At 70.0% G+C, this 24,829-nt stretch carries 22 protein-coding genes and 1 riboswitch; of the genes, 12 read left to right on the forward strand and 10 right to left on the reverse strand.

Translation table 11 applies throughout. From position 1 onward, the window contains the following. Nucleotides 1-5: 5 nt before the first annotated feature. A riboswitch (cobalamin riboswitch) is annotated at nt 6-193 on the reverse strand. An 89-nt stretch (nt 194-282) separates the two neighbouring features. Continuing rightward, complete coding sequence (cbiE, locus tag CT688_RS00790) at nt 283-1,527, forward strand: precorrin-6y C5,15-methyltransferase (decarboxylating) subunit CbiE (RefSeq protein WP_107755357.1); 1,245 nt, start codon at nt 283-285, stop codon at nt 1,525-1,527. Next, nucleotides 1,524-2,291, forward strand: coding sequence for a cobalt-precorrin-4/precorrin-4 C(11)-methyltransferase (locus tag CT688_RS00795; protein ID WP_107755358.1), 768 nt, complete (start codon nt 1,524-1,526; stop codon nt 2,289-2,291). Before cbiE ends, CT688_RS00795 begins: the two co-directional genes overlap by 4 nt. A gap of 62 nt (nt 2,292-2,353) precedes the next feature. On the opposite strand, the gene CT688_RS00800 is transcribed toward CT688_RS00795, so the two are convergent. Continuing rightward, entirely contained in the window at nt 2,354-3,052 is a 699-nt protein-coding gene (locus CT688_RS00800; RefSeq protein ID WP_159077966.1) for a TetR/AcrR family transcriptional regulator, read from the reverse strand. A gap of 116 nt (nt 3,053-3,168) precedes the next feature. On the opposite strand from CT688_RS00800, the gene CT688_RS00805 reads away from it, so the two are divergent. From CT688_RS00805 to CT688_RS00835, 7 genes are all read left to right on the forward strand, one after another. After that, a complete protein-coding gene (locus tag CT688_RS00805; RefSeq protein WP_107755360.1) occupies nt 3,169-4,146 on the forward strand; it encodes a fumarylacetoacetate hydrolase family protein in 978 nt (325 codons plus the stop codon). After that, nucleotides 4,143-4,769: a VOC family protein gene (locus CT688_RS00810; RefSeq protein ID WP_107755361.1), complete on the forward strand. Its 627-nt coding sequence runs from the start codon at nt 4,143-4,145 to the stop codon at nt 4,767-4,769. Before CT688_RS00805 ends, CT688_RS00810 begins: the two co-directional genes overlap by 4 nt. Next, nucleotides 4,766-6,610 (forward strand): FAD-dependent monooxygenase, encoded by a 1,845-nt coding sequence (locus CT688_RS00815; protein ID WP_107755362.1) that lies wholly within the window; start codon nt 4,766-4,768, stop codon nt 6,608-6,610. Before CT688_RS00810 ends, CT688_RS00815 begins: the two co-directional genes overlap by 4 nt. Continuing rightward, on the forward strand, nt 6,607-8,931 hold the full coding sequence (locus CT688_RS00820) for a pyruvate dehydrogenase (RefSeq protein WP_107755363.1): 2,325 nt from the start codon (nt 6,607-6,609) through the stop codon (nt 8,929-8,931). Before CT688_RS00815 ends, CT688_RS00820 begins: the two co-directional genes overlap by 4 nt. 76 nt (nt 8,932-9,007) lie before the next feature. Beyond that, a complete protein-coding gene (locus tag CT688_RS00825; protein ID WP_107755364.1) occupies nt 9,008-10,654 on the forward strand; it encodes an acyl-CoA dehydrogenase family protein in 1,647 nt (548 codons plus the stop codon). Nucleotides 10,655-10,677: 23 nt separating this feature from the next. Beyond that, nucleotides 10,678-11,463, forward strand: coding sequence for a crotonase/enoyl-CoA hydratase family protein (locus CT688_RS00830; RefSeq protein WP_231750436.1), 786 nt, complete (start codon nt 10,678-10,680; stop codon nt 11,461-11,463). Then, complete coding sequence (locus CT688_RS00835; RefSeq protein ID WP_107755365.1) at nt 11,460-12,401, forward strand: crotonase/enoyl-CoA hydratase family protein; 942 nt, start codon at nt 11,460-11,462, stop codon at nt 12,399-12,401. Before CT688_RS00830 ends, CT688_RS00835 begins: the two co-directional genes overlap by 4 nt. Nucleotides 12,402-12,418: 17 nt before the next feature. On the opposite strand, the gene CT688_RS00840 is transcribed toward CT688_RS00835, so the two are convergent. Then, nucleotides 12,419-13,186 carry a PaaX family transcriptional regulator C-terminal domain-containing protein gene (locus tag CT688_RS00840; protein ID WP_231750437.1) on the reverse strand — a complete coding sequence of 256 codons (768 nt, stop codon included), beginning with the start codon at nt 13,184-13,186 and terminating at the stop codon, nt 12,419-12,421. Between the two features lie 50 nt (nt 13,187-13,236). Then, nucleotides 13,237-14,652, reverse strand: coding sequence for an MFS transporter (locus CT688_RS00845; RefSeq protein WP_197431454.1), 1,416 nt, complete (start codon nt 14,650-14,652; stop codon nt 13,237-13,239). A gap of 84 nt (nt 14,653-14,736) precedes the next feature. On the opposite strand from CT688_RS00845, the gene CT688_RS00850 reads away from it, so the two are divergent. Beyond that, entirely contained in the window at nt 14,737-15,411 is a 675-nt protein-coding gene (locus CT688_RS00850; RefSeq protein ID WP_107755366.1) for a TetR/AcrR family transcriptional regulator, read from the forward strand. 61 nt (nt 15,412-15,472) lie between these two features. Then, on the forward strand, nt 15,473-16,423 hold the full coding sequence (locus CT688_RS00855; protein WP_107757914.1) for an NAD-dependent epimerase/dehydratase family protein: 951 nt from the start codon (nt 15,473-15,475) through the stop codon (nt 16,421-16,423). 12 nt (nt 16,424-16,435) lie between these two features. Here CT688_RS00855 and CT688_RS00860 read toward each other — a convergent pair whose 3' ends face one another. From CT688_RS00860 to CT688_RS00875, 4 genes are read right to left on the reverse strand one after another with little or no spacing between them, the layout of a single operon-like run. Then, complete coding sequence (locus CT688_RS00860) at nt 16,436-17,014, reverse strand: hypothetical protein (protein ID WP_107755367.1); 579 nt, start codon at nt 17,012-17,014, stop codon at nt 16,436-16,438. Nucleotides 17,015-17,053: 39 nt separating this feature from the next. After that, nucleotides 17,054-17,305 (reverse strand): InlB B-repeat-containing protein, encoded by a 252-nt coding sequence (locus CT688_RS17205; RefSeq protein WP_159077967.1) that lies wholly within the window; start codon nt 17,303-17,305, stop codon nt 17,054-17,056. 35 nt (nt 17,306-17,340) lie between these two features. Then, entirely contained in the window at nt 17,341-17,751 is a 411-nt protein-coding gene (locus CT688_RS00870; protein WP_107755369.1) for an ester cyclase, read from the reverse strand. Beyond that, complete coding sequence (locus CT688_RS00875) at nt 17,748-19,133, reverse strand: nucleotide disphospho-sugar-binding domain-containing protein (RefSeq protein ID WP_107755370.1); 1,386 nt, start codon at nt 19,131-19,133, stop codon at nt 17,748-17,750. Before CT688_RS00875 ends, CT688_RS00870 begins: the two co-directional genes overlap by 4 nt. A gap of 129 nt (nt 19,134-19,262) precedes the next feature. Between CT688_RS00875 and CT688_RS00880 the strand changes: the two genes are divergently transcribed. Further along, a complete protein-coding gene (locus tag CT688_RS00880) occupies nt 19,263-19,922 on the forward strand; it encodes a TetR/AcrR family transcriptional regulator (protein ID WP_107755371.1) in 660 nt (219 codons plus the stop codon). A gap of 26 nt (nt 19,923-19,948) precedes the next feature. On the opposite strand, the gene CT688_RS00885 is transcribed toward CT688_RS00880, so the two are convergent. From CT688_RS00885 to CT688_RS00895, 3 genes are all read right to left on the reverse strand, one after another. Beyond that, nucleotides 19,949-20,815: an AraC family transcriptional regulator gene (locus CT688_RS00885; RefSeq protein ID WP_107757915.1), complete on the reverse strand. Its 867-nt coding sequence runs from the start codon at nt 20,813-20,815 to the stop codon at nt 19,949-19,951. Nucleotides 20,816-20,904: 89 nt separating this feature from the next. Next, a complete protein-coding gene (locus CT688_RS00890) occupies nt 20,905-23,400 on the reverse strand; it encodes a polynucleotide kinase-phosphatase (RefSeq protein WP_107755372.1) in 2,496 nt (831 codons plus the stop codon). Next, nucleotides 23,397-24,818, reverse strand: a complete 1,422-nt coding sequence (locus CT688_RS00895) for a 3' terminal RNA ribose 2'-O-methyltransferase Hen1 (RefSeq protein ID WP_107755373.1) — start codon at nt 24,816-24,818, stop codon at nt 23,397-23,399. The genes CT688_RS00890 and CT688_RS00895 overlap by 4 nt, the downstream gene beginning before the upstream one ends. Nucleotides 24,819-24,829 lie beyond the last annotated feature (11 nt).

Below are 24,829 nucleotides of genomic sequence, written 5' to 3' on the forward strand. Positions count from 1 at the left end.
GTCTGCCAGGCTGGTCAGCGCGAGGCCGGTCTCCGGACTTCCCGGCTCATCTCGAGCGGTCGCGCTGGACGCGATCGCCTGAGAGGCCGGGTTACCGTAGCGGGCCCTGTGCCGGATTCTCACCGGCTTCCCTGATTCTCCCCTCCGCACCGCCCGGGGCGGGTCGTGGGGCACCTCGTGCTGTGGGGGTGTAGTTGTCTCTTCAAGGGCGAGGCTACCCAGCGTCCTCGCGTTCCGGGCGGTCGGGCTCGGCGGGCGGGTTCGACGGTAGGGTTCCGCGTCATGAACGGACAGGTGGTCGTGGTGGGGATCGGCGGTGACGGCTGGGCCGGTCTCGACGAGGCCCGTCGCCGCGCCGTCCTGGGCGCCGACGTCCTGCTGGGCGGGGAGCGGCACCTGGCGATGCTGCCCCCCGAGGTGACCGCCGAACGCGAGCCGTGGCCTCGGCCGCTGCGCTCGGCGTTGCCCGAGGTTCTCGAGCGCTACGACGGTCGGTCGATCGTGGCCCTGGCCTCGGGTGACCCGCTGGTCGCCGGGGTGGCCACGACGTTGATCGACCTGCTCGGCTCCGATCATGTGGAGGTGCTGCCGGCCGTGTCGTCGGTCGCGCTGGCCCGGGCCCGGATGCGGTGGCCCGCCGAGGCGACGGTGGTGCTGCGCGATCACCGGACCCTCGTGCGTGAGCTGGCGCCGGGACGGCGGGTGCTGGTGCTCTCCGAGGACCGCCACACGCCGTCTGCCGTCGCCGGGGTGCTGACCGGGGCGGGATTCGGGGACAGCGTGCTCACCGTGCTGTCGGATCTGGGGAACCCGGACGAGGCCCGTCAACGCTGTGTGGCACGCGACTGGGATCCGGGACGCGCGGCGCCCCAGCTGCACGTGCTGGCCGTGGAGTGCGTGGCCGGGCCCGCCGCGCGCCCGCTCGGGGTGGTTCCGGGGCTGCCCGACGACGCCTTCGAGAACGACGGCCAGCTCACCCGCCGCGACCTGCGTGCCTCGGCCCTCTCGCGGCTCGCACCGTCGGCCGGCGAACTGTTGTGGGACGTGGGCGCCGGAGCAGGATCGGTGGGAATCGAGTGGATGCGCGCGCACCCGTCCTGTCGCACTGTGTCCGTAGAGGCCGATCCCGAGCGGGCCGCGCGCGTGGAGCGCAACGCCGCGCGGCTGGGGGTGCCGTCGCTGGAGGTCGTCCGGGGGCGCGCGCCGCAGGCTCTCGAGGGGCTTCCGCAGCCCGATGCGGTGTTCGTGGGTGGCGGAGGCACCGCGCCCGGGCTGCTGCGGCAGTGCTGGGAGGCGCTGCGTCCCGGCGGCAGACTGGTCGCGCACGCCGTGACGATCGAGACGGAGCGGGTGCTCGTCGACGCCCGCGCGGAGTTCGGCGGTGAGCTCGTACGGTTCCACGTGGAACACGCCGACTCGATCGGCTCGTTCACCGGCTGGGCACCCGCGCGGGCCGTGGTGCAGTGGTGTGCGATCACGCCGTTCGCCGCCGTGGCTGACCGCCGGGAGACAGGGGAGAGCTCGTGACCGTTCACTTCGTGGGCGCCGGCCCCGGCGCCGCCGACCTGCTCACCCTGCGTGCGGCTGCGGCTCTGGCCGCGGCGGACGTCTGCCTGTACGCGGGCACCTATCTGGACGACGGCGTGCTCGACCACTGCCGACCGGACGCGCGGTTGGTGGACACCCAGCACCTGGACCTGGACGGGATCATCGCGGAGATCGTGGCCGCCCACGCCGAGGGGCTCGAGGTGGTGCGGCTGTGCTCGGGTGACCCGTCGCTGTACTCGGCCCTGGCCGAGCAGACCCGTCGGCTCGATGCAGTCGGCGTGCCCTGGGACGTGGTGCCCGGCGTCCCGGCCTACGCCGCCGCCGCCGCGGAGCTAGGGGTCGAGCTGACGGTTCCCGAGGTGGTGCAGTCCGTCGTTCTGACCCGGGTCCAGGCCCGGTCGACGGCCATGCCGTCTTCTGAATCCCTGGAGAACTTCGCCGCGACCGGGGCGACGCTGGTGCTGCACCTGGCGATCACCCGGATCCGCGAGCTCGCCGAACGGTTGGTGCCCACGCACGGCGCGGAGTGCCCGGTCGCGGTGGTGGCCAACGCGAGCCGCCCGCACCGAGTGGAGCTGCGCGGCACTCTCGCCGACATCGCCGACGCCGTCGAGGCCGCGGGCCTGCGGCAGGCCGCGGTGATCCTGGTGGGCCGGGCACTCGTGCGACCGGGAGAGGCGGAGTCCTGGTTGTATGCCTCGGACCCGGAGAGGGAGTCGAAGCGGCGGCGCGTGGCGGGGTGACTCGGATCCACCGCGCGGCGACCACCCTAGCTCGGTCGGTCCGTGCCGCCGGACGGAATGCTCTAGGCTCCCGGCCGCCGGCCGGTGTGCACGACCGCCAGGGCGGTATCGACGTCGAGGTCCGGGTCCAGGACGGCGGCGCCTCTGATCGCCGCGGACCCCACCTCGACGAGCCACTCCACGAGGTCGTCGACGGGAAGGCGGCAGCCTGTCCGCACCCAGTTCAACGAGGCTTCGTCCGCAGCCGCGATGATCGTTCGGCCGACGAACTGGACGGTGGCGTCGTCGGCGTCGACCCCGACGAGCTCGGCCAGCATCTCGAGCGCTCGAGCGCGTCCTGCCTGCGACGCCTCCAGTACGTCCGCGTCCGGTGAGCGCCCCCCGGCGATCAGTCGCTGGGCGAGTTCCGGGTGATCGGCGACGTAGCACAGGTGCGCACGGAGGCCGGCTCGGATCGCGTCGGCGGGGTCGGTGTGGGCGCCCGCGGCGAACGCCGAGTCCATGTTCTCCACGAACCTGTCGAGAACCGCCCGGTACAACCCCTGCTTCGACCCGAAGTGGTGGAACACCAGACCGTGCGCGACGCCTGCCCGTCGAGCGATCTCGGAGACCGTGACCGCGCTGTAGTCGCGTTCGGCGAACGTCTCGGCGGCCGCCTCGAGGACGCGACCGCGCGTCGCGACCTTGCGTTCGGCTCGTGACGTCGAGGCGCTGCGGGCGCCGGGGGCGTCCTCGGGGCGCGATCCGGCATCGCTGTTCACGCCCCCGAGTGTACGAGAGGGGCCCGGCCGCCACTCTTTCTGACCGAAAGTCATTGACTGCCAGTCAACCAAATCGATAGGGTTCCCGACATCGTGTTCGACATGGAGGAGCCAGCATGGCCGTCAGACTGATCCGGTTCGTCGCCGAGGGGACGACGCACTGGGGCATCGTCAACGGTGACGAGGTCACCGCCCTGGAGGGCGCCTATCTGACCACCGGGGAGGTGCTGGAGCGGGGAATCGAGGAGTGGCGGGACGGGCTCGATCGACCCCCGACCCACCGGCTGTCCGCCGTGACCGTGGTATCGCCGGTGACCACCCCGTGTCGGGTGATCTGCCAGGGTGCGAACTACCGACAACACGCCATCGAGTCGGGCATGGATCCCGACAACCGCGCGTTCAACCTGTTCTTCGACAAGACCGACGCCTCGGTGTCCGGGCCGTTCGACCCCGTCACCCGCCCCCGCCATGTGCGGCTGCTCGACTACGAGATCGAACTGGGGCTGGTGATCGGCGCGACCATCGACCGGCCGATCACCCTCACCGACGACCAGCTCCCCCGCTATGTCGCCGCCCTCACGATCGGCAACGACATCTCGGCCCGCGATGTCCAGCTCCCTCAGGGGCAGTACTTCAAGGGCAAGAGCTACCGCGGGTTCTGTCCGCTCGGCCCCGAGCTCCTCGTCCTCGACGAGGACGAGTTCCCACTCCTCGACGATCTAGACCTGGAGTTGAGGGTGAACGACGAGGTCCGGCAGTCGGACTCGACGTCGAACTTCTTGTACCGACCGGCCGAGACGCTGAGCGAGCTGAGCACGTTCTGCAACCTGTCGCCCGGCGACGTCGTCCTGACCGGCACGCCGCACGGGACCGCCGCGAAGTCACCCCATCCGCTCATCAGGCGTCTGGCCACCGCTCTGCTTCCCGAACACGTGATGTGGCGGTTGTTCATCCGACGCAGTCAGGACGGCCCTTTCCTGCGACCGGGCGACCTCGTCACCGCCTCGATCCGCTCGGGAGACGGGTCTCTCGATCTGGGCACGCAACGCACCCCCATCATCGCCGAGAACTCGACGAACGGAGAGACATCATGACGATCGCGCAGCCGGTCGACACCCCCCTCGCGCCGGAGATCCTCGCTCACTACGTGGTCAAGACGCCACGGGCGACGGAGATGATCGAGTGGTACCGGACGGTTCTGGGCGCGAAGGTCGTTCACGAGGACAAGCAGATCGCCTTCCTCACCTGGGACGACGAGAGTCATCGACTGGCTCTGGTCAAGATCCCCGGCTTCGTGCGCTACCTCTTCCCGTTGGCCAGGCTCCGCCGCAAGATCCTCGGGGTCGACCACCTGGCGTTCACCTACAGCTCGCTCGAACGGCTGCTCCTCAACCACGAGCGCCTCGCATCTCTCGGGATAGAACCGGTGTGGTCGATCAATCACGGCCCCACCACGTCGTTGTACTACGAGGACCCGGATGGGATCCGCCTCGAGTTCCAGGTTGAGAACTTCCCCACCGCGGAGGAGACCGCCGCGTTCTTCGACAGCGAGGAGTTCGCGGACAACCCCATCGGCGTCATGATCGACCCGGGGTATCTGCTGGAGCGGCTCCGCGGCGGCGCGGCGCCCTCCGAGCTCGTGCACCGACAGGCGGGAGTGCGTCCGGGCACCACCGCCCGGTCCAACAAGCGCGCCATCACGTTCCGCACGCTATGAGCCCCGAGACCCGGGCCCCCGTCGTGATCTGCGGCGCGGGCAGCTCCGGCGCGACCCTCGCGTTGCTGCTCGCGTCGCGTGGGATCTCCTCCCTCGTGCTCGACCGGCGGCAGGAGCCACTGACCCACCCCGCCGCGCACGTCATCAACGCCCGCTCGCTCGAGATCTGGCGCGAGATCGCCCCCGACCTCGCCGGACAGATCGCGGCGCTGTCCCCGCCGATCTCCGAGATCAGCGTCATCCGGTGGATGTCGTCGACCTCCGCACCCCCGCTGGGCGAGATCGACCTACTCTCCGATCCGGAACGGTTGGAGCAGGTTCGCTCCCTGAGCGACTTCCTCCTCTCGCACGTGGGCCAGCACCTGCTGATGCCCGTGCTCTGGAAGTGGCTCGACGCCGAACCGCTGGTCGAGTTCCGCCGCGGGGTGAGCGTGCGCGCCGTCACCCGGGTCGAGGACGGCGTGGTGGCGGACACGGACCTCGGTCGGATCGCCGCGCAGTACCTGATCGGTGCCGACGGCGCGAACAGTCCGATCCGCGAGAACCTCGGGATCGGTCTGCGTGGCCCGGTCCTGGCCCGTATGGCCAGCGCGTTCTTCCGGTCCCCGGACCTGCATCCGGACGACAGGCCCCTGCTCACCTGGATCTACCGACCGGAGTTCGCCGGAGTGCTCATCGCGCACGCCGATCGCCACTACGTGTTGATGGGCACCTACCTGCATCCCGGGCAACCCATCGCCGCCGACCCGGACCGGTACTGGCGTGACACCCTCCCCGCGGTCCTGGGCGAGGACAACAGCTACGACATCGTCTCCACCGGCGCGTGGACCATGACCTCACAGACCGCGGAGAGCTTCCGCCGCGGCAGGGTCATCCTGGTCGGTGACGCGGCCCACCGGTTCCCGCACACCGGGGGCTACGGACTCAACAGTGGCGTGCAGGATGCCCACAACCTCGCGTGGAAGCTCGATGCCGTGCTCACCCACGGCGCCCGCGAGACCCTTCTCGACACCTACGAACTCGAACGCCGACCGGTGGTCGAACGCTTCGCCCACCACAGTGTGTCCAACCACTTCCAGCTCGACGCGGTCACCCGGCACTTCGGTGCGACGAACCGTGCGCTGTACAACGCCACCCGGTTGATGGGCCGGGCGCCGCTGAGGTGGCTGCCGACGGGGATGGCCGCGCGCCTGTCGGAGCATCTCGTTCGGGGCGGCCTCGCGCGGACGGCCGTTCTTCTCGAGGAGACCCCCCGGGCGTCGCGTGTGCGTGCACGAGCCGCCGAGGCGATACCCCTGCAACTGCCGCATTTCATCTCGACCGGCCTGGAGTTCGGGTACTGCTACGACGGGCCGCTCGTGGCCGCCGACGACGGAGGTCGTCAGTCCGGCGCCGACGACGACGTCGTGGGGGATGTCGTGGAGTACTCGCCGTGCGTCGTGCCGGGAGGCCGACTCCCGCACGTATCCCTGATCGACACCTCCGACGGGCGTCGGTCGATCCTGCAGCTGGTCAACCGCGCCCCGCAGACGGTCACCCTCATCACCGCCGATGCGGGGTCCTGGCGGGACCGTCTCCGCAGCGGGTCGACCGGACCCGTGGAGGTCGACGTGGTCGACATCCGCACCTGGTGCGTCGACCCGGAGCGTGCGGAGACCCTCCTGGGCCTCGACCGGGGCGGGGCCGTCGCGGTCCGGTGCGACGGGCACATCATCTGGAGCACCGAGACCTCGGCCGCCTCGTCCGCGGGGGACCTGGTGACCTTCCTCCGGACCCGCTGGTCGCCGGTGTTCAGCACGTCGACTGCCCCGTCACGCCGTGAGAAGGAGTCCCAGCCATGACCCACGCCGCCACCGAGGCCGCCACCCCCGGAGCCGACAGCGCAATACTGGAGTCGATCGCGAAGCGCATCTTGTGGACCTCCACGGCGATGATCCACCACGCGAACCGGGTCCGCCCCAATCCCAGCGGCCTCAAGGTCGGGGGGCACCAGGCCTCGTGCGCGTCGATGGTGCACATCATGACGTCGCTGTGGTTCGGGCAGCTCCGCCCCGGCGACCGTGTGTCGGTCAAACCCCACGCCTCGCCTGTGCTCCACTCGATCAACTACCTTCTCGGCGACCTCGACGAGAAGTACATGCCGACGCTGCGCGAGTACGGCGGTCTCCAGCCCTACCCCAGTCGATCGAAGGACCCGGACCGCGTGGACTACTCCACCGGATCGGTGGGAATCGGGGCGACCGCACCGTTGTGGGGTGCGATGGCCCGGCGCTACGTGGACACCACCTTCGGTCCCACCGGCCCCGGTCGGCAGTACTCGCTCGTCGGCGACGCCGAACTCGACGAGGGAGCGGTGTGGGAGGCCGTGCTCGACCCCTCGGTGGCCGAACTCGGCGAGGTGGTGTGGATCGTCGACATGAACCGGCAGTCGCTCGACCGCGTCGTGCCCAACATCGCCGCCCCGCGGTTGGAGCAGATGTTCGCCGCCGCGGGCTGGCAGGTCCTCACCGTCGACTTCGGTCGGACTCTGGAGGAGCTGTTCGCCCGCCCCGGTGGCGACGCGCTGCGACGACGACTGCGTGACATGTCGAACCCCGAGTACCAGAGGCTGCTGCGGTGCACTGCGCAGGAGATCCGGGACAGGCTGCCGGGCGAGGGGGCCGATGCGGAGGCCATCGCCACGGTGATCGGGGATCTCGCAGACGCGGCCCTCCTCGGCGCGATCTCCAACCTCGGTGGTCATGACATCGACGCGCTGCGTGACGCCTACGCCCGGATCGACGACCAACGCCCCACGGTGATCCTGGCCTACACCGTCAAAGGTTTCGGTCTGCCGACCCAGGGGCACCCGCAGAACCACTCCTCACTGCTCACCGGCGATCAGTTCGCGAGCCTGGCCGACTCCCTCGGTGAGGAGGTCGATCGCCCGTGGCGGAGGTTCGACCCGGGATCACCCGAGGGCACGCTGTGCGCGGCGACCGCGCAGTACCTGCGCCGGGAGCCCGCTCCGTCGCTCCCCGATCTGGCCGTGCCGCGGGACCTGAGCCGTACACCGCCGTCGACGTCGACCACCCAGGCCGCTCTCGGGCGAGTGCTCCTGGACCTCACACGCGACGCCCCGGATGTCGCCGCACGCGTGGTGACCGTCAGCCCCGACGTCAGTTCGACCACCAACCTGGCCGGGTGGCTCAACAAGGTGGGGGTCTGGTCGCCGACCGAACGTCACGACTGGTTCGCCGATGACTCCGAGACGGTCGTCAAATGGCGTGAGAGACCCACCGGGCAGCACATGGAACTCGGAATCGCGGAGACCAACCTCGTCGGACTGCTCGGCGAGCTCGGTGCGACCTGGAGTCGGTGGGGTCAACCGCTCCTGCCCATCGGCGTCGTCTATGACCCCTTTGTCGAAAGGGCCCTGGAGCCGTGGTCGTTCGGCATCTACGCAGGTGGGCAGTCGATTCTCGTCGGCACACCCTCCGGCGTGAGCCTGTCCGCGGAAGGCGGGGCCCACCAATCGGTGACGACCCCGTCCATCGGCGTGGAACAGCCGGGCTGTGTGTCGTACGAACCCGCGTTCTCCGTCGAGGTGCAGTGGATCCTGCTCGACTGCCTCGCGCACCTCGGTCGGCCCGACGGGCGATCGGCCTACCTGCGTCTGTCGACGCGGCCGGTGGACCAGCACCTCGCCTCGGTTCCCGACGACCCCGCCGCTCGCGAGCGCCGCCGGGCCCAGGTGGTCGCGGGCGCCTACACCCTGAGAGCCTGCGCGGATCCGGACGTCACCATCGTCGCGATGGGAGCGGTCGTCAGCGAGGCGCTGGCGGCCGCCGACCGGCTCTCCGCTCTGGATATCGGATCAGAGGTCGTCTGCGTCACCAGCGCAGGCCTGCTGTTCGCCGCCCTTCAGGCCCGGGCCGGACGGTCTGAGGCACCCAGTTGGATCCTCGACGCGGTGTTCCCCGCCGAGCGCGCGGCACCGATGGTCACGGTGCTCGACGGGCACCCCCACACGCTGGCCTTCCTGGCCACGATCAACACCGTGCCGCTGCGCGCGCTGGGGGTCTCGACGTTCGGCCAGACCGGTGCGCTGGAGGACGTCTACCGGCATCACGGCATCGATACCGACAGCATCGTCCGGGCTGCCCTCGACGCCGTCGGCTGATCACCTCCCGACGCGCGGGCCGGCCCCTCGAATTACACTATCGACGTACTCGTAGCACTTCTGTAATACTGCATCGATGGCGACACACACGGTCACGAATCAGGTCCCGCCCCTCGTGGGGTACGACGCGTCGGAACAACCGGTGATCCTGGAGGCCCTGGCCCGCGCCGGGGCGGACCACGCGAGGGACGAGCTGCGTGAGATCGGTCGGCTCGCCGGGTCCGCCGACGCCCTCGAGTGGGGCGACCGCGCGGAGGCGAACCCCCCGATCCTCCGGACCCACGACCGGTACGGGAACCGGATCGACGAGGTCGACTACGATCCGGCCTACCACGAGCTGATGCGTCGTGCCGTCGGCTTCGGTCTGCACGGCGCCCCGTGGGCGGACCCCCGGCCCAGCCCCCACCTCGTGCGCGCGGCCAAGTCGAGTGTGTGGGGCCAGACGGACGCCGGGCACGGGTGCCCGATCTCGATGACCTACGCGGTGGTTCCGGCGCTGCGCCGCGCTCCCGACCTCGCGGCGACGTTCGAAGCGCTGCTGACGGGTCCGGAGTACGACCCGGTTCTGGCGCCGCCCACCACCAAGCGGGGTCTGACGGCCGGGATGTCGATGACGGAGAAGCAGGGCGGGTCCGATGTCCGCGCCAACACCACGCGCGCGACGCCGAACGCCGACGGGACGTACTCGATCACCGGGCACAAGTGGTTCACCTCCGCGCCGATGTCCGACCTCTTCCTGGTCCTCGCGCAGGCGCCGGGTGGGCTCACGTGCTTCTGCGTCCCGCGCGTCCTGCCCGACGGCTCACGCAACCCCTTTCTCCTGCAGCGTCTCAAGGACAAGCTCGGCAACCGGTCGAACGCCAGCAGCGAGGTCGAGTACGACCAGACGACGGGCTGGATCGTCGGCGACGAAGGCCGGGGCGTCGCGACGATCATCGAGATGGTCAACATGACCCGACTCGACTGCACACTCGGTACCGCCACCGGGATGCGGGTCGGGGTCGCGAACGCCGTCCACCACGCGAGGCATCGCCGGGCCTTCGGAGCGGCCCTCATCGACCAGCCGCTGATGCGCAACGTGCTGGCCGACCTCGCGGTGGAGGCCGAGGCGTCCACGACGGTCGCACTCTGGCTCGCCGGACTCACCGACCTCGCCGACGCGGGAGACCGGGAGGCCGACGCCCTGCGACGGATCGGGCTGGCCGTCAGCAAGTACTACGTCTGCAAACGCGGGCCGATCCACGCGGCGGAGGCCCTGGAGTGCCTCGGCGGCAACGGATACGTGGAGGACTCCCGGATGCCGCGGCTCTATCGCGAGGCGCCCCTGTTGTCCGTCTGGGAGGGGTCGGGAAACGTCGCGGCCCTGGACGTGCTGAGGGCCATGGCCAAGCAGCCGGAGACGGTCGAGGCGTTCCTCGGGGCCGTCTCCTCCACCCGCGGGGCGGACGCCCGACTGGACGGCGCCGTCGATCGCCTGGGCGGAACGTTGACGACGATCGCCACCGGGCAGCCGGACGAGGCGCAGTATGTCGCGCGCCGGGTGATCGGGGACATGGCGGTGATCCTGCAGGGGCACCTGCTGGTCCGCCACGGACACCCGGCGGTCGCCGACGCCTTCTGCGCCAGCAGGCTGGGGGCCGATCATGGTGACGTCCTCGGCACGCTGCCGACCGGGGTGGACACGTCCGCGATCCTCGATCGCGTCACCCCGAAGGTCGGGTGAGCGTCGTGGTCGAGCATGTGAGAGTGACGGTTTCGGCGCACGGTCCGGTCACCGTGATCGGTCTGAACCGGCCCGATGTCCGCAACGCCGTCGACCGGCCGACCGCGCAGGCTCTCGCCGAGGCGTTCCGGGCCTTCGACGCGGACCCCGAGGCCTCCGTGGCCGTGCTGCACGGAGAACACGGCACCTTCTGCGCCGGCGCGGACCTCAAGGCGATCGCGCGGGACGAGGGCAATCGGGTCGCCGCGGACGGGGACGGTCCGATGGGGCCGACGAGGCTCCGACTGGGTAAACCGGTGATCGCCGCGCTGTCGGGCCACGCGGTGGCGGGTGGTCTCGAGCTCGCATTGTGGGCCGATCTCCGGGTCGCGGAGGAGAGCGCGGTGATGGGGGTCTTCTGCCGCCGATGGGGCGTGCCCCTCATCGACGGCGGGACCGTCCGCCTGCCGCGCCTCATCGGCACGAGCCGCGCGATGGACCTCGTGCTCACCGGCCGCGCGGTCGGTGCGGCGGAGGCGTTGGAGATCGGGTTGGTGAACAGGGTCGTGCCCGACGGCACGGCGTTGACGGCAGCCATCGAGCTGGCCACCGAGATCTCGCGGTTCCCCCAGGAGTGCATGCGACGGGACCGGCTGTCGCTGCTGGAACAGGAGGGGCTCGACGAGGAGGCGGCGATCAGGAACGAGTACGACCACGGGGTGGTCTCGCTGCAGGCCGGGGCGGTCGCGGGCGCGGCCCGGTTCGCCGACGGCGCCGGACGTCACGGATCCTTCGGACCGGCACAGGCCACAGAGGAGACGGGCAGATGACCACCGATTACCGCACCCTGACCTACGAGGTGACCGGGGCGATCGCACGGATCACCTTCGACCGCCCCGAGCACGGTAACGCCATCACGAGCGACACCCCGATCGACCTCGCGTCCGCCGTCGAGCGCGCCGACCTCGACCCGGCGGTCCACGTGATCCTCCTGTCCGGGCGGGGCAAGGGATTCTGCGGCGGCTACGACCTGTCGATCTTCGCCGAGGGGATGGCCCGAGACGCCGCCGGCGCCCACGGCGCCCCGGGGGGCCCCGGAGGATCCGTGCTCGACCCGGGCGTCCAGGCCCGCAACCACGACCCGGGCGTCACGTGGGATCCCATGGTCGACTACGCGATGATGAGTCGGTTCAACCGGGGTTTCTCGAGCCTCCTGCACGCGAACAAGCCCACGGTGGCCAAGTTGCACGGATTCGCGGTGGCGGGCGGCACCGATATCGCACTGTTCGCCGACCTCATCATCTGTGCCGACGACACCCGGATCGGGTACCCGCCGGCGCGGGTCTGGGGCATCCCGGCCTCCGGGATGTGGGCTCACCGGCTCGGCGACCAACGCGCCAAGCGCCTGCTGTTCACCGGCGACCTCATCACGGGGCGGCAGGCGCATGACTGGGGGCTCGCGATCGACGCGCCCCCGCCCGAGGAGCTGGACGACCGCACCGAGGAGCTCGTCGGACGGATCGCCCAGATGCCGGTCAACCAGCTGATGATGGCCAAGCTGGCGTTGAACAGTGCGCTCCTCGCGCAGGGGGTGGCCACCTCGGGCATGATCAGCACGGTCTTCGACGGCATCGCGCGCCACACCCCGGAGGGGTACGCCTTCCAGGCGAGGGCCGCGACCGAGGGCTTCCGGGAGGCGGTGCGTTCCAGGGACGAGCCCTTCGGTGACGCCAGGACAGCGGGGAAGCCGGCGCCTCCGCCAGTGTGAGCCCGGTTCGGCGGCGGTCAGTGGCCGCCGCCGAGCGCCGTGGTGGCGAACGCGCCGAACTCGGCCCGGAACCGGTCATACGACTCCCTGAGCCGCTCGCCGGGCCAGTCGTCGGGGAGCAGTTCCGCGGGGAGCAGCGGATCGTGGAGGATGTGCCGGACGGTGGCGGCCGCGAGCTCGAATCGTGCGGACATGTCGTCGGCGCGTTCTGCGGCGGCGAGTAGTGCCCTCCCCGTGGCGGACCACTCCGCCGGGGCGAAGAGGTCCTCGGTGAGGGCCACGACGTCGCCTTCCGGCCGGCACGAGAAGACCGTGGTCCGCGACGACAGCGCCTCGGACCGCCCGGTGCATTCGGACCTCCCCGCGTAGAGGGCGTCGAGGTTGTCGGGGCGGATCCAGACGCCCTCGCGCAGCTCCGCGTAGCGCGACTCGGTGAGTTCGGTGCGGGTCGCGGCCCGGGTCACCGCGTCGGCCGGGACCGTGACCACCTGCATGGACCACTGCCCGTCCCATGGCCTCAACGAGGGGGAGAGCGCGGCCTCCTGCCGCCGCTGCCGCGCGATCAGGCGGGGCGAGAGGCGGTAGACACCGTTGTCCCGGTGGAGGTCCCCCGCGGCCACCATCCTGGTGAGCGCGACACGCATCGCGGACTCCTTGAAGCCCAGCTGGACGGCTACCTCGATGATCGCCGCCGCGGTCGCCTCCGCGGGGTGCATACCGAGGAGCACACTCAGCACCGCGGACCGGGCGGTGAGTTTCACCGGTGACTGCGGGGATGAGGGCACCATCCGACGATACCCGGACCGTGAGCGGAGGAACTCCGACGTCTCTCCCGTCATTCCTCGAGGTGGATCGCCCGGCGGGGCAGGAGCGGCACGGCGAGGAGGCACAGCGTGGTGACCGCGAGGATGACGATCAGCGTCGTGGTCATTGCGCTCTCGGTCCCTCGTGCGAGGCCACCGATGAACAGTGTGGTGACCAGAGCGGATCCGATCCCGTTCGCGATCTGCTGTATGGCGCTGAGGGAGCCGCTGGCGGAGCCGGCCTCCTCGGGTTGGAGATTGCCGAGGGCGGTGTTGAACACCGAATTGAAGCAGATCCCGGCGGCGATCCCGATGACGCTGGTGGCCAGGATGTTCTGCCACCAGGCCACGCCGAGGCCCGAGGTGACGACGTTCAGCAGCAGGATGCCGGTGCCCAGGATCGTGGCGACCATCCCGAGGAGGACGAGGCGCCTGCCGAGCGTCAGGATGAGGGCGTTCGCTATGCCCGACCCGATGATGATGCCGATCGTCAGCGGGATCAGGTGGAGCGAGGTCCGGGTAGGCGTGTACCCGAGACCGAGTTGGAAGAACAGGCTCAGGACGTACATGAGGCCGCTGAAGCTCGCGAACACGCACAACCCCACGATGAGCCCCGAGGTGAACCCACGGTTGCCGAGCAGGCTGCGGGGCAGGAGCGGGTCGTCCGCACGGGCCTGCCGCCACCCGAACGCTCCCAGGAGCCCGACTCCGACGACCGTGCTCCCGATCGTGAGTCCGTTCCACCCGTCGGAGGACCCGGTGACGAGTCCGAAGAGCAGGCCGAAGAGAGCGAAGGCCAGCAGCACGCTGCCGATCAGATCGATCCGGGTCGAGGGTCGCGCGGGAACGGTCGGGAGGTGCCGCAGGGCGAGGACCAGGGCCAGTCCGCCGAGAACCACGTTGATGAGGAAGATCGGACGCCATCCGAGGCCGAACACGTCCGCGTCGATGAGGATCCCACCGAGCACGGGACCCGCGACGGCGAAGACGCCCAGCATCGGGGCGAACACAGCGAACGCCTTTCGTAGCATCGGCTTGGGAAATGTGGCCGCCATGATGGCCATGCCCTGGGGGATCAACATCGCCCCGAAGACCCCCTGGAGGACGCGGGCCGTGATGAGTACCGCCGCCGAAGGCGCGAGACCGGCGAGGGCGGAACCGACGATGAAACCGATGAGCCCGACGAGGAACGTACGTCGTTGTCCGTACTTGTCCCCGATGCGTCCGCCCACCACGAGTAGCGATCCCAGAGCCAATGCGTAGGAGGCCCCGAGCCACGGGATCACGCTCTCGCTCACACCGAGTTCGCGCACGATCGACGGCGCGGCGACGTTGGCGATCGTCGCGTCCATCAGGTCCATCGCGTCGGCGAGGAGGACGACGATCAGGGTGAGCCAGACCGCTCGAGCGGTCAGAGGTGGTGGCGCAGGCGGCGCAGTGGTGGTCATGGTGTCTCCCGTCCGAGTAGTTACGAACAGGATCGTAACGAACATGTTCGTCACGAACAAGATCGACACTGGTATCGTCGGGTCATGACCCCCCGAGTACCCGTGAGCAGGCGAGACCGGCCGGCGAAGGCCGCGTTGTCCCGGGAGGGGATCGTCGACGCGGCACTGCGAGTGGTGGAGCGGGACGGCGCCGACAAGCTCACACTCCGCAAGGTCGCCGCCGAGCTCGACACCGGGCCCGCGTCGCTCTATGTCTACGTCCGCAACGTCACCGTCCTCCACGCTCTCCTGGCCGACCGTCTGCTCGCGGATCTGGATCTCCGGTGGGACGGGGTCGAACCGTGGCGCGATCGCCTCCAGCGAGTGATGGCCGACTACGTGGACCTGCTTTCTCAGCGGGGGGAGCTCGCGCGAGCGGTGATGTTCGTGTGGCCCGACGGACCGCACTATCTGGACCTGATCGAGCTGCTGCTCCGGCTGCTCCTCACGGCGGGCGCCGACGAGAGGTCCGCGGCCTGGGGTGTGGATCTGCTGCTCCAGTACGCGAGTTCCAGCGCCGCGGAGTGGGCGGCCCGCGAGTCCGGCACCGGCCAGGAGATCGACGACCTCACGGCGACGATCGCGACGTCCGACCCGGGCCGGCACCCGACGCTCGCCGCTTTTCCCGTCGGCGTCTTCACCCAGGGCAGTCCCGACGAGCGGCGCCGGTGGGCTGTCGGAGCGCTCATCGACGGCCTCGTGGGCACCTCACGGGGGTAATGGCCCCGCCGGCGTGGCCCGACCGTGCGCCGGGAGGAGTCGGTCGTGGGACAATGTGGCGGTGAGCAGCACTGATGAACTCCATGTCATCGTCGGTGCCGGGCCGGTGGGCTCCGCCCTGGCGGCCCGGCTGGCGGCCACGGGGCACCGCGTCCGACTGGCGACCCGCTCCGGACGCAGCACCGCTACCCCCGGCGTCGACGCGGTGGCGGTCGACGCCTCCGACAGCGCGGCCCTCAGCGCCCAGGCGGCCGGGGCGGCGGTGCTCTACAACTGTGCGAATCCCGGCCCGTATCCGGTGTGGGAAGAGAATTGGCCGCCGCTGGCGGCGTCGCTCCTGCGCACCGCGGAGGAGACGGGCGCGGTGCTCGTCACGGCGAGCAACCTCTACGGCTACGGGGTGGTGCATGAACCCATGACCAGGCACACCCCGCTCGATCCCGTCGACCACAAGGGGGCGCTGCGCGCGCGGATGTGGGAGGACGCCCTGGCCGCGCACCGAGCGGGGCGGGTGCGCACGGCAGAGGCCCGGTCCTCGGACTACATCGGCCCCTCCGTCCCTGCGGAGAGCGGCCTGATCGCCCGCTACGGCCGGGCGACTCTGGCCGGGAAGACCGCAGCCGTGTTCGCCGACCCCGACCACCCTCACACATGGACCGCGATCGAGGACGTGGCCGCCACCCTCGAGGCGCTGGGCCGGGACGAGCGGGCCTGGGGGTCTGCGTGGATCGTTCCGTCGAACGCGCCCAGAACCGTTCGGGAGGTCCTGAACGACCTTGCCGAGGCGGCTGGGGCGGCCCCACCGCGGGTGCGCCGTGTGCCGCGGCCGGTCCTCCGCGCCGGGGGGATGGTCGTCCCACTGCTGCGCGAGGTCAATGGTGTGTTGTACCAGTTCGACGGCCCTTTCGTCGCCGACGGGTCGGAGACCACCAACACCTTCGGCGTCTCCCCGACCCCGTGGCGGACCGTGATCGAGCAGACCGCACAGGCGTGGTCCGGCCCGGGCCGGTGAGCCGATGCGCGGTCAGCCGACCGACCCTGCCGCGCCCGGCACCGCGGGATCTCGGGGTAGAGCGTCGAGAAGCTCGCCGATCAGGGGGAGGAGGCAGGCGCTGCCCTGGCACTCCGGGTCGGCCGGTGGTGGGGGGCTGGTGTCGATCGAGAAGGTCAGTGGTTCCGCGGTAGGCGCCGGGGCCAGGGGGCTGGCGACGTTGCCGAACTGCGCGCGGTTCGTCCCGCCGTTGACGTGGCACTGCCAGTACACCGAGTAGTCGCCGTCGGTGAGGTGGTGAGTGTAGGTGACCTCCGAGAGATTCCACGGCGCGCTGTACGCGGCTGGCACGATGGCGGAGGGGTTGTCCGTCCACAGGTTTGACGGTGCAGACTCGCCTGCGGGGTTGATGGAGTAGAAGCAGCCAAAGGGCTCGAGGAAGTTCGAGACCAGGCGCAGGGTGACGGTGTCGCTGCCGGGCGTGGGCTCCGCGGTGGCCGAGATACTGCGGGCAGGGTCGGCGTGGGCCGTCGCGGTCACCAGGCCGAGGGCCATGGCTGCGCCGAGGACGGCGGGTAGACGCCGCCCGGTGCGGCGGGGGGTGCGGTTCATCTCGGTGGCCTTCCGGTGCAGGGTCGTGGCGGTAGGAGATCAGTTCGGCTGGAGGACCAGTGGGAGGTAGTCACCGAGACCGCCTCCGGCGAGAGAGGTCCATACCGGGGTGGAGGCAGTAGCTGGGGTCTCGACGGCTCGCCACCCTGCGTGGGCCGTGATGTCGGCGGTGAGGGGAGAACGGGGGTCGATGAGGGTATCGGAGTCCGGAGAGGTGTACCACCCGGTGAAGGTGTACCCCTGCCGTACCGGGGCGGGCAGTTCGGGTACCTCTCCGGGCCAGACGGTCACCGGGTCGACGGCCGGTCCGTCGCCGCGGCTGGGAATCAACCCGGCAGGAGGCCGAGTTGTCCGAGGAAGTCGAACTGGTCGAAGTAGAGGTGCTCGGACATGAGCCGGTCGCCCTCGACGCGGTAGGTGGCGCTCCACCGGAAGGTGACTGGCCTCCCGGTGGCCTCGACAGGTCCCGCGGGGCTCTGGAGGATGCCGTCGTGAGTTCCCTCGAAGCTGCCCTCGACGGAGGCGTCGCCGCCGTCGATGACCGCTGAATGGATGCGCAGGGTGCCGTCGGAGAACGCCTGCTGGAAGACGGCCAGGAATCCCAGGACGCCCTCGCGTCCGGTGAAGGTTCCGCCGGGGGTGACCATCTCGGCCGCGTCGGCCCACGGTTCGGCGTCGGGGGTGCGGTCATTGAAGGCGGTGATGTGCTGGTCGATCACTGCGCGGGTGTCGCTCATGTCAGGTTCTCCTCGGTGTCTGGTGCGGCGGTGTCTGGTGCGTCGGAGTCCGGGGCGGATATCGCGTGGGCGGGTGGGTCGGTCGGGTGCTGCTGGATGAGGTGCCGGAGTTCGGTGTCGATCACCGCGAACGGGTCGTAGGTGGCGATGGCATCGCGCATGGCGGACGCGGAGTCGGCGAAGGTGGTGTCGGAGAGGACTGCGTCGACGGCGTCCCGGAGGGCCCGTGGCGCGGGACGGCGGGCTTTCAGGTTGATCCCGACCCGGAAGTGGCCGACTCTCGCGGCCACCTCCGGCTTGTCCTCGCCTCCGGGTGCCACGACCAGCGGCACGCCGTGCCGGAGTGCGGTCATGACGCCGCCGAAACCTCCGTTGGTGACCATGATCGAGGTCCGCGGCAGGAGCTCCTCGTAGTCGAGGTATTCGGCGATCCGGGCGTTCTCGGGCGCGATCCGGACGAGCTCGTCGGCGGGGGCGCCGCCGGTGGTGACGACGATCTGGACCGGCGAATCCGCAAGGGCCTCGAGCGCGGGCTCGACCAGTTGGGTGAGGTCGTGGTTGTCGAGGGTGCCCTGCGTGACGTGGACGACCGGTCGCGGGTCGGCGAGCATCTCGGCCCACCACGTGGGCTGGGGGATCGGCCGGCTCCGCCGGGCGGTGACCGGGCCGGCGAACGCGGTGGTGGGCGCCAGATCGCGGCGCGCGTACTCGAACTCGGCCGGCCCCAACTGGAGAAACCTGTCGCATTGTGCGGAGAAGTCCAGAACGAACCCCTCCAGTCTCCCTCCGGACTGCTCTATGCGGTGGCGCGCGAGTCGCTGGGTGGCACGGAAGAGCACATGGCGGACCATCCGGTGGGCCAGGCGGTTGCGCAGTCTGCCGAGTGGCCCGGCCATATGCGGCAGTCCGCTGTTGGTGGGCGCCACGTCGCAACTGGTCTGTGCGAGCGGCATCACCCCGAGTCCGATGACCGGAGGTCTGGAGCCGGGGTCGCGGGAGATCAGGGGGAGTGTCCCTGCGAAGGTGCCGTCGGTGAGGACAGCAGAGACCTCGTTCTCGGCGAGCACCTGCGCCAGCGTCGCCGCCTGTGCGGTGATGGGCTGGATGAACGTCTGCTCCACCTGGTACCGCGACAGCCTCAGGCCTCGATACCTGTCGAGGTGGGGGGTGAAGGTCGACGGGTCCTTCTCGTCGAAGTCCGCCACCCCGGACAGGGCGACGTGCTCGAGGCCGGCGGCGGTGACCTGGTGGGCGAACCGGGACCCGGTGATCATCACTACCCGCCACCCCTGGGAGACCAGGTGCCCGCCGACGGCCGTGAGGGGCCCGACGTGGCCACCCATGGGGGTAGCGCACACAACGATGAGGCCCTGTGCTGTCATCGTCGCTCCTTCGCATGCAGTCTCCGCCGCGTGGATGCGAGAAGATTTGAGTAGAGTAGCGCTACATCCAATCTTTGGGAAGGCCATGAACGAGACTGGTGAGATGAAGTCCGAGGCAGGGGCCGATCCATGAGTTCGCGCAAGTACGAGATGAGCCGTCGGGCCCAGACCGCCGCACTGACCCGCGGGCGAATCCTGGACGCCGCCGAGTCGCTGTTCGTGCGACACGGTTATTCCCGGACCACTCTCCGTGAGGTCGCCCGTCGCGCCGGTGTCTCGGTGCAGTCGGTGTACCAGGCCGGTTCCAAGGCGTCGTTGATGATGGCGATTCTCGAGCGGGGGTTCTCCGGGGAAGAGCGAGCCGTCTCGATACTCGCCCGACCGGAGTTCCAGGCGATCATGGCCGACCCCGACACCGAGCGCGCGTTGGGTCGCTACGTGGACTTCATCGTCGCCGCCAACGGTCGGATCTTCGACTTGTGGCATGCGGCCATCCTGGCCAGCGACTCCGATCCCGAGATCGCCGAGGCGGTCCGTCGGAGCGAGACACGGCGGATAGAGGACCTCCACCTGGGCAGTGGGTGGTTCGTCGGACGCGGGTTACTTCCCCAGGACCGGGTGTCTGAGTTCGCCGACGTGCTCGGCCACCTGACCGGGCCCGACACGCACAGGTATTTCGTCCGGGAGCGGGGATGGACCGACGAGCGTTTCGCGCAGTGGCTCCGCGCGACCATCGCCGGCCAGCTCGGCCAGTATCAGACGGGTCGCCGGATGCCGGAGGGAGAGTGAGCGCTCTGCGGCCGCCCGCACCGGGGTCAGGCGCGCTCGATCGGGAACCAGAGTTCGCAGGTCGCCGAACTGAAGTCCGGAGCGCGATCGAGTACCGACACGATCGACGGTCCCGGGCGCAACCTCCACGGATTGGAGGGGAACCACTCAGTCGCGGACGCTGCGTACGCCTCCTGCAGGGCCGCCGGATGCGGCCCGGAGGTGCGGAAGACCACCCACGCCCCCGCGGCCACGTCGATCACGTCGAGGTCGTCGGGAACGTCGGCGTCGACGTCGACCGCCACGCCGTGTAGATAGGTCAGTTCGCTGCCCTCTGCGTAGCCCGGGTCGACGTCGGCGCTGACCTGCAGCAGACCCGAGGGCTCGGTACCGCTGAGGAGCTTAAGGCGGTCGTGCTCGGAAGCGGGCAGAGAAGCGATGTGGCGCTCGATGTGCGCGTTGACGCCTTCATGGTTCAACGGCACCCGGGCGGCGTGGCCGATCAGGCGAAATTCGTGGTGAGTGAGGATTCGGGCATCCATGGGATGACTCCCTTCGACGGTCAGGCGGAACCTGAGCTGCGGTTGGCTGCGAAGGGGGCCGCCATCACGTCGAACGTCTCCATGGCTCACGCCGTGGACGGCACGGAACGCTCGACCGAAGGCCTCGGTCGAGCCGTACCCGTACCGCACGGCGATCGTCAACAGGTCCTCGTCGCCGATCACGTCGGACGCGGCAACGGTCATGCGTCGACGACGGACGTACTCGGACACCGGCATCCCCGCCAGGGACGAGAACATCCGACGGGCGTGATACCCGGTCGTCCCCATCTCGCCGGCGATCGCGTCGACGTCGAACTCCTCACCGAGGCGTCCTTCGATCTCGTCGACGAGGCGGTTGAGAATCTCGATCATGGCCGCTCCCTTCACGGTCGACTCTCGTCGGTCGGCGGCCTGCGCGCCCGACTACTCCGGTCCGATGAGATCGGAGAGCAGACGTCTGGTCACAGCCGCGGGTCCACGGGTTCGGATTCCATGGCCAGGACGCCGAAGACGCACTGGTGAACACGCCAGATCGGTTCACCGGCCGCGGCCCGGCGTGCCCCTTCGAGGCCGAGCGCGTACTCCCGCAGCGCCATGGAGCGCTTCTGGCCGAGCGATCGATTCTTGAGGCCAACCAGCGTCGCCGGGGTGGTGTAGTCGGCGCCGTAGATGATGCGCAGGTACTCACGTCCGCGGACCTTGAGTCCGGGTTGGACCAGGCCCTTCTTTCCTCGGGTGAGGTTGGCCAGTGGCTTGACGACCATGCCCTCACCGCCGGTTGAGGTGAGATCGTCCCACCACGCCGACCCCGCAGCACGCGAACGGTCGTCGGCCAGATCGATGTCGAGGCGCCGGGTGGTACGGAACAGATCCGGGTCGGCGGCGACGAGCCGGTCCGCCAGAGCGAGGTGCCAGTGATGGTCCCGGGTCTCGTAGGTATCGGCGTCGCTGGCCACGAGCTGGAACGGCGCGATCTGCAGGCCGAGGTCGCCCTCGACCGGTCGGATGTAGCGCCGGTAGGCCTCGACGAACTTATCGGCATCGCCCGCCCGGGTGAGTGTCCGCCCCAGCAGGTCCCCCACGTTGCTGCCGCGGTCGGCGGCTGACTCGAGCGCGCGGACCGCGGCGGGCAGTGCGGCTCCGGCAGCGGCGCCGACGGCGGCGTACTGGTCCCGGATCATCGGTTCGGCCTTGAGAGTCCACGGCAGGATCTCGGTGTCGAGCAGTAGCCAGGTGGCGCCCAGGTCGTCCCACACCCCGGCGACCGTGGCCGCGCGGGCGATCCGTTGCAGGACCACCGACTGCTGCTCGTCCGGGAGGAACGCGCGGCCCGTCCGGGAGTGGATCACCCCGGCGCCCTGCTGTGCCACGCGCACGACCGCGCGGGACCCCATGTGTTTCTCCTGGCAGATCACCAGGTCGACGCCCTGCGCGGCGAAGTGGTCGAACGCCTGATCGGGGTGTTCGAGGAGGCCGTCGCGTGGGGAGCTGTCGACGGGCGACATGGTCGGCGGGAGGTAGTAGAGCTGTCCGGGGTCGACGGCGAAGCGGCTCATCACCTCCAGGGCCCCGGCCGCGTTCTCGTCACGCAGCGACACCCTTCCCATGTAGCGGGTCTCGATCACCCGGGGCCCCAGCACGTCGGTCAACTTCAGGGTCGCCGGATCCCGCTCGGGGGGCGTCGGGGGCCGGATCGGCTCGTAGTAGGTGTCCCTGGCGGCGACCGCCACGGTCTCGCGTTCGGGGTAGCGCAGCGCGGTCAGGGACCCGCCGAAGACGCACCCCGTATCCAGGCACATCGTGTTGTTGACCCACTCGGTCTCGGTGACAGGGGTGTGCCCGTACAGCACCGTCGCCGACCCTCGGTAGTCGTCGGCCCACGGGTACCGGACGGGCAGGCCGAACTCGTCGGTCTCGCCGCTGGTGTCTCCGAAGAGGGCGAACGCCCGCACCCGGCCGGACGCACGGCCGTGGTATTTCTCTTTCAGGCCGGCGTGTGCCACGACCAGGTCGCCGTCGTCCAGGACGTAGTGCGCCACGAGACCGTCACAGAACGCCCGCGTCCGGGCGACGAACGACGCCTCCTCCGTCGCCAGCTGATCGAGCGTCTGCTGCAGTCCATGGGTGGCCCTGACCGTTCCCCGCCCCAGGGCCTTGGCGAGCTTGGCCTCGTGGTTTCCCGATACGCACAGGGCAGTGCCGGCGTCGACCATCCCCATCGCCAACCGGAGGACGCCCGGTGAGTCCGGTCCGCGGTCGACCAGATCGCCCACGAACACCACGCGTCGCGACTCCGGGTGGCGGGCGTCGATCGCGCGACCGGCCTGGTCCCTCTCGAGGGTGTAGCCGAGCCGCTCGAGCAGTTCCTCCAGTTCGAGGGGACAGCCGTGGACATCCCCGATCACATCGAACGGCCCGTGGTCGTCGCGTCGATCGTTGAACAGCCGGGTCCGCACGATCGAGGCCTCGGCCACCGCCTGCTCCGAGTCCAACACGTGGATGGAGCGGAAGCCCTCCTTCCTGAGTCCACGCAGCGACCGGTGCAGTTGCTCCTGCTGGCGCCTGATCACCCGGGCACCGAAGTCGCGATCCGTGCGGGCCGCGTTGCGCTCCACGGCCACCGAGGTCGGCAGGTCCAGGACGATGGCGGCGGCCAGCACGTCGTGCTCCTTGGCCAGCGCCAGCAGGGACTTTCTGGCCGCCGGTTGCACATTGGTCGCGTCGATCACGGTCAGCAGCCCGCGTGCCAGTCGCTTGCCGGCGATGAACTCCACGACGGAGAACGCGTCTGCGGTCGCCTCCTGGGAGTTGGCGTCATCGCTGACCATCGCCCGACACTCGTCGCTGGAGATCACCTCCGTCGGGGCGAAGTGCGTCGCCGCGAAGGTCGATTTGCCGGAACCGCTGGCACCGACGAGCAGGACCAGGGACAACTCGGGGATGGGCAGCTCACTCATGCGGACCCCTCCACAGGATCGGACAGACTGAACACGGCCATCTGCGTCGGCGGGCCGGTCTGTGGGTCATCGTCGCCCACGGGGCGAAAATCCACCTGGTAGCCGTGGACGCCGGCGACAGAACGGGCCCAGGACCGGAACTGCTGTCGCGTCCACTCGAAGCGGTGATCCGGGTGCCGGAATCCCCCGGTGGCCAGCGCCGGGTAGTGCACGTTGTACTCGACATTGGGCGTGGTGATCACTACGTGCCGGGGACGCATGGCGCCGAACACGTTGCGCACGACCGCCGGCAGGCGGTCGAGGTCGACGTGCTCGATTACCTCCATGAGGATCGCCATGTCGAGACCTGTCAGGCGCTCGTCCTCGTACATCAACGAGGACCGCAGGAGGGACAGACGGCCTGCCTGGCGCTCCGTCATCGACTCCACGTTCAGCCTCGTGGCCGCCTTGGACAGGGCGAGGTCGGAGACCTCCGTGCCGATCACGCGTGTCACTCCCTTGACCTTGAGCAGGCCGCCCAGCAGGGCGCCTGAACCGCAGCCCACGTCGGCGATCGTGCCCGGCGCCAGATCACGGACCACGTCCAGGACAGCGTCGTGACGCAGTCTGACCAGGGGACGAGGGGTCCCGGCGGAGTCCGGTGTCGCGGCGTCATGTGCGGACTCTGCGGCGCGGTCGTCCAGTCCGGCGAGACGGGACAGCGCGTCCTCGCGTAGATCTCGCTGTCCGGCCAGGTAGCGGTGTGCCACCAGATCCCGCTCCGGATGCCCCGGCAGCCAGCGGTCACCGGCACGCAGCAGCTTGTCGACCTCGTCCCGGCCCACCCAGTAGTGCTTGGCCTCATCGAGGACGGGGAGCAGGACGTAGAGGTGACTGAGGGCGTCCGTCAGCCGCACGGACCCGGTCAACGTCAGACCCACCAGCGGCGCCGGGCCCCACTCGGGCCTGGTGGCATCGAACGCGATCGGCTCGGCCCGGACGTCCCATCCCAGTGGCGCGAACAACCGGCGCACCAGGTCGGGTTCACCGGGCACCGTCGGCAGTGAGATCGTCAGATCCAGGGGAGCATCGACCAGGTCCTCGTAGCCGACACACTGTCCGTTGAGCGCTGACCGGAACACCTTTCCCATCGCCACCGCCAGCAGCGACGACGCCACGTAGGGGCGATCGTTGACGTAGTGCCCCAGTGCGAACGCGTCACCGCGCCCGGAGCGGCCGCGGACCAGAGCGACCGGATCGACCTCCAGAAGCAGCGCGGAGGTGCACGCCTGCGCGCTGACCTCGGGGTAGAACACGTGCGCCGTGCCCGCGTACACGCCGAAGGATTGCACCTTGTCGGGGTGCTTGTGCAGCAGGAAACCCAGATCACCCGGCGTGGGGAGCGCCTCGGAGCGGCGGGCGGTGATCGTCAGCAACATCCGGCCAGTCT

It is taken from the genome of Dietzia sp. JS16-p6b (genome assembly GCF_003052165.1).
Taxonomy (GTDB): Bacteria; Actinomycetota; Actinomycetes; order Mycobacteriales; family Mycobacteriaceae; genus Dietzia.

Excerpts from the sequence above, each read along its gene's own strand:
- cbiE (WP_107755357.1), top strand. The coding sequence starts at position 283 with ATGAACGGACAGGTGGTCGTGGTGGGGATCGGCGGTGACGGCTGGGCC.
- CT688_RS00805 (WP_107755360.1), top strand. The coding sequence starts at position 3,169 with ATGGCCGTCAGACTGATCCGGTTCGTCGCCGAGGGGACGACGCACTGG.
- CT688_RS00810 (WP_107755361.1), top strand. The coding sequence starts at position 4,143 with ATGACGATCGCGCAGCCGGTCGACACCCCCCTCGCGCCGGAGATCCTC.
- CT688_RS00815 (WP_107755362.1), top strand. The coding sequence starts at position 4,766 with ATGAGCCCCGAGACCCGGGCCCCCGTCGTGATCTGCGGCGCGGGCAGC.
- CT688_RS00820 (WP_107755363.1), top strand. The coding sequence starts at position 6,607 with ATGACCCACGCCGCCACCGAGGCCGCCACCCCCGGAGCCGACAGCGCA.
- CT688_RS00825 (WP_107755364.1), top strand. The coding sequence starts at position 9,008 with ATGGCGACACACACGGTCACGAATCAGGTCCCGCCCCTCGTGGGGTAC.
- CT688_RS00835 (WP_107755365.1), top strand. The coding sequence starts at position 11,460 with ATGACCACCGATTACCGCACCCTGACCTACGAGGTGACCGGGGCGATC.
- CT688_RS00845 (WP_197431454.1), bottom strand. The coding sequence starts at position 14,652 with ATGACCACCACTGCGCCGCCTGCGCCACCACCTCTGACCGCTCGAGCG.
- CT688_RS00850 (WP_107755366.1), top strand. The coding sequence starts at position 14,737 with ATGACCCCCCGAGTACCCGTGAGCAGGCGAGACCGGCCGGCGAAGGCC.
- CT688_RS00860 (WP_107755367.1), bottom strand. The coding sequence starts at position 17,014 with ATGAACCGCACCCCCCGCCGCACCGGGCGGCGTCTACCCGCCGTCCTC.
- CT688_RS00870 (WP_107755369.1), bottom strand. The coding sequence starts at position 17,751 with ATGAGCGACACCCGCGCAGTGATCGACCAGCACATCACCGCCTTCAAT.
- CT688_RS00875 (WP_107755370.1), bottom strand. The coding sequence starts at position 19,133 with ATGACAGCACAGGGCCTCATCGTTGTGTGCGCTACCCCCATGGGTGGC.
- CT688_RS00880 (WP_107755371.1), top strand. The coding sequence starts at position 19,263 with ATGAGTTCGCGCAAGTACGAGATGAGCCGTCGGGCCCAGACCGCCGCA.
- CT688_RS00885 (WP_107757915.1), bottom strand. The coding sequence starts at position 20,815 with ATGATCGAGATTCTCAACCGCCTCGTCGACGAGATCGAAGGACGCCTC.
- CT688_RS00890 (WP_107755372.1), bottom strand. The coding sequence starts at position 23,400 with ATGAGTGAGCTGCCCATCCCCGAGTTGTCCCTGGTCCTGCTCGTCGGT.
- CT688_RS00895 (WP_107755373.1), bottom strand. The coding sequence starts at position 24,818 with ATGTTGCTGACGATCACCGCCCGCCGCTCCGAGGCGCTCCCCACGCCG.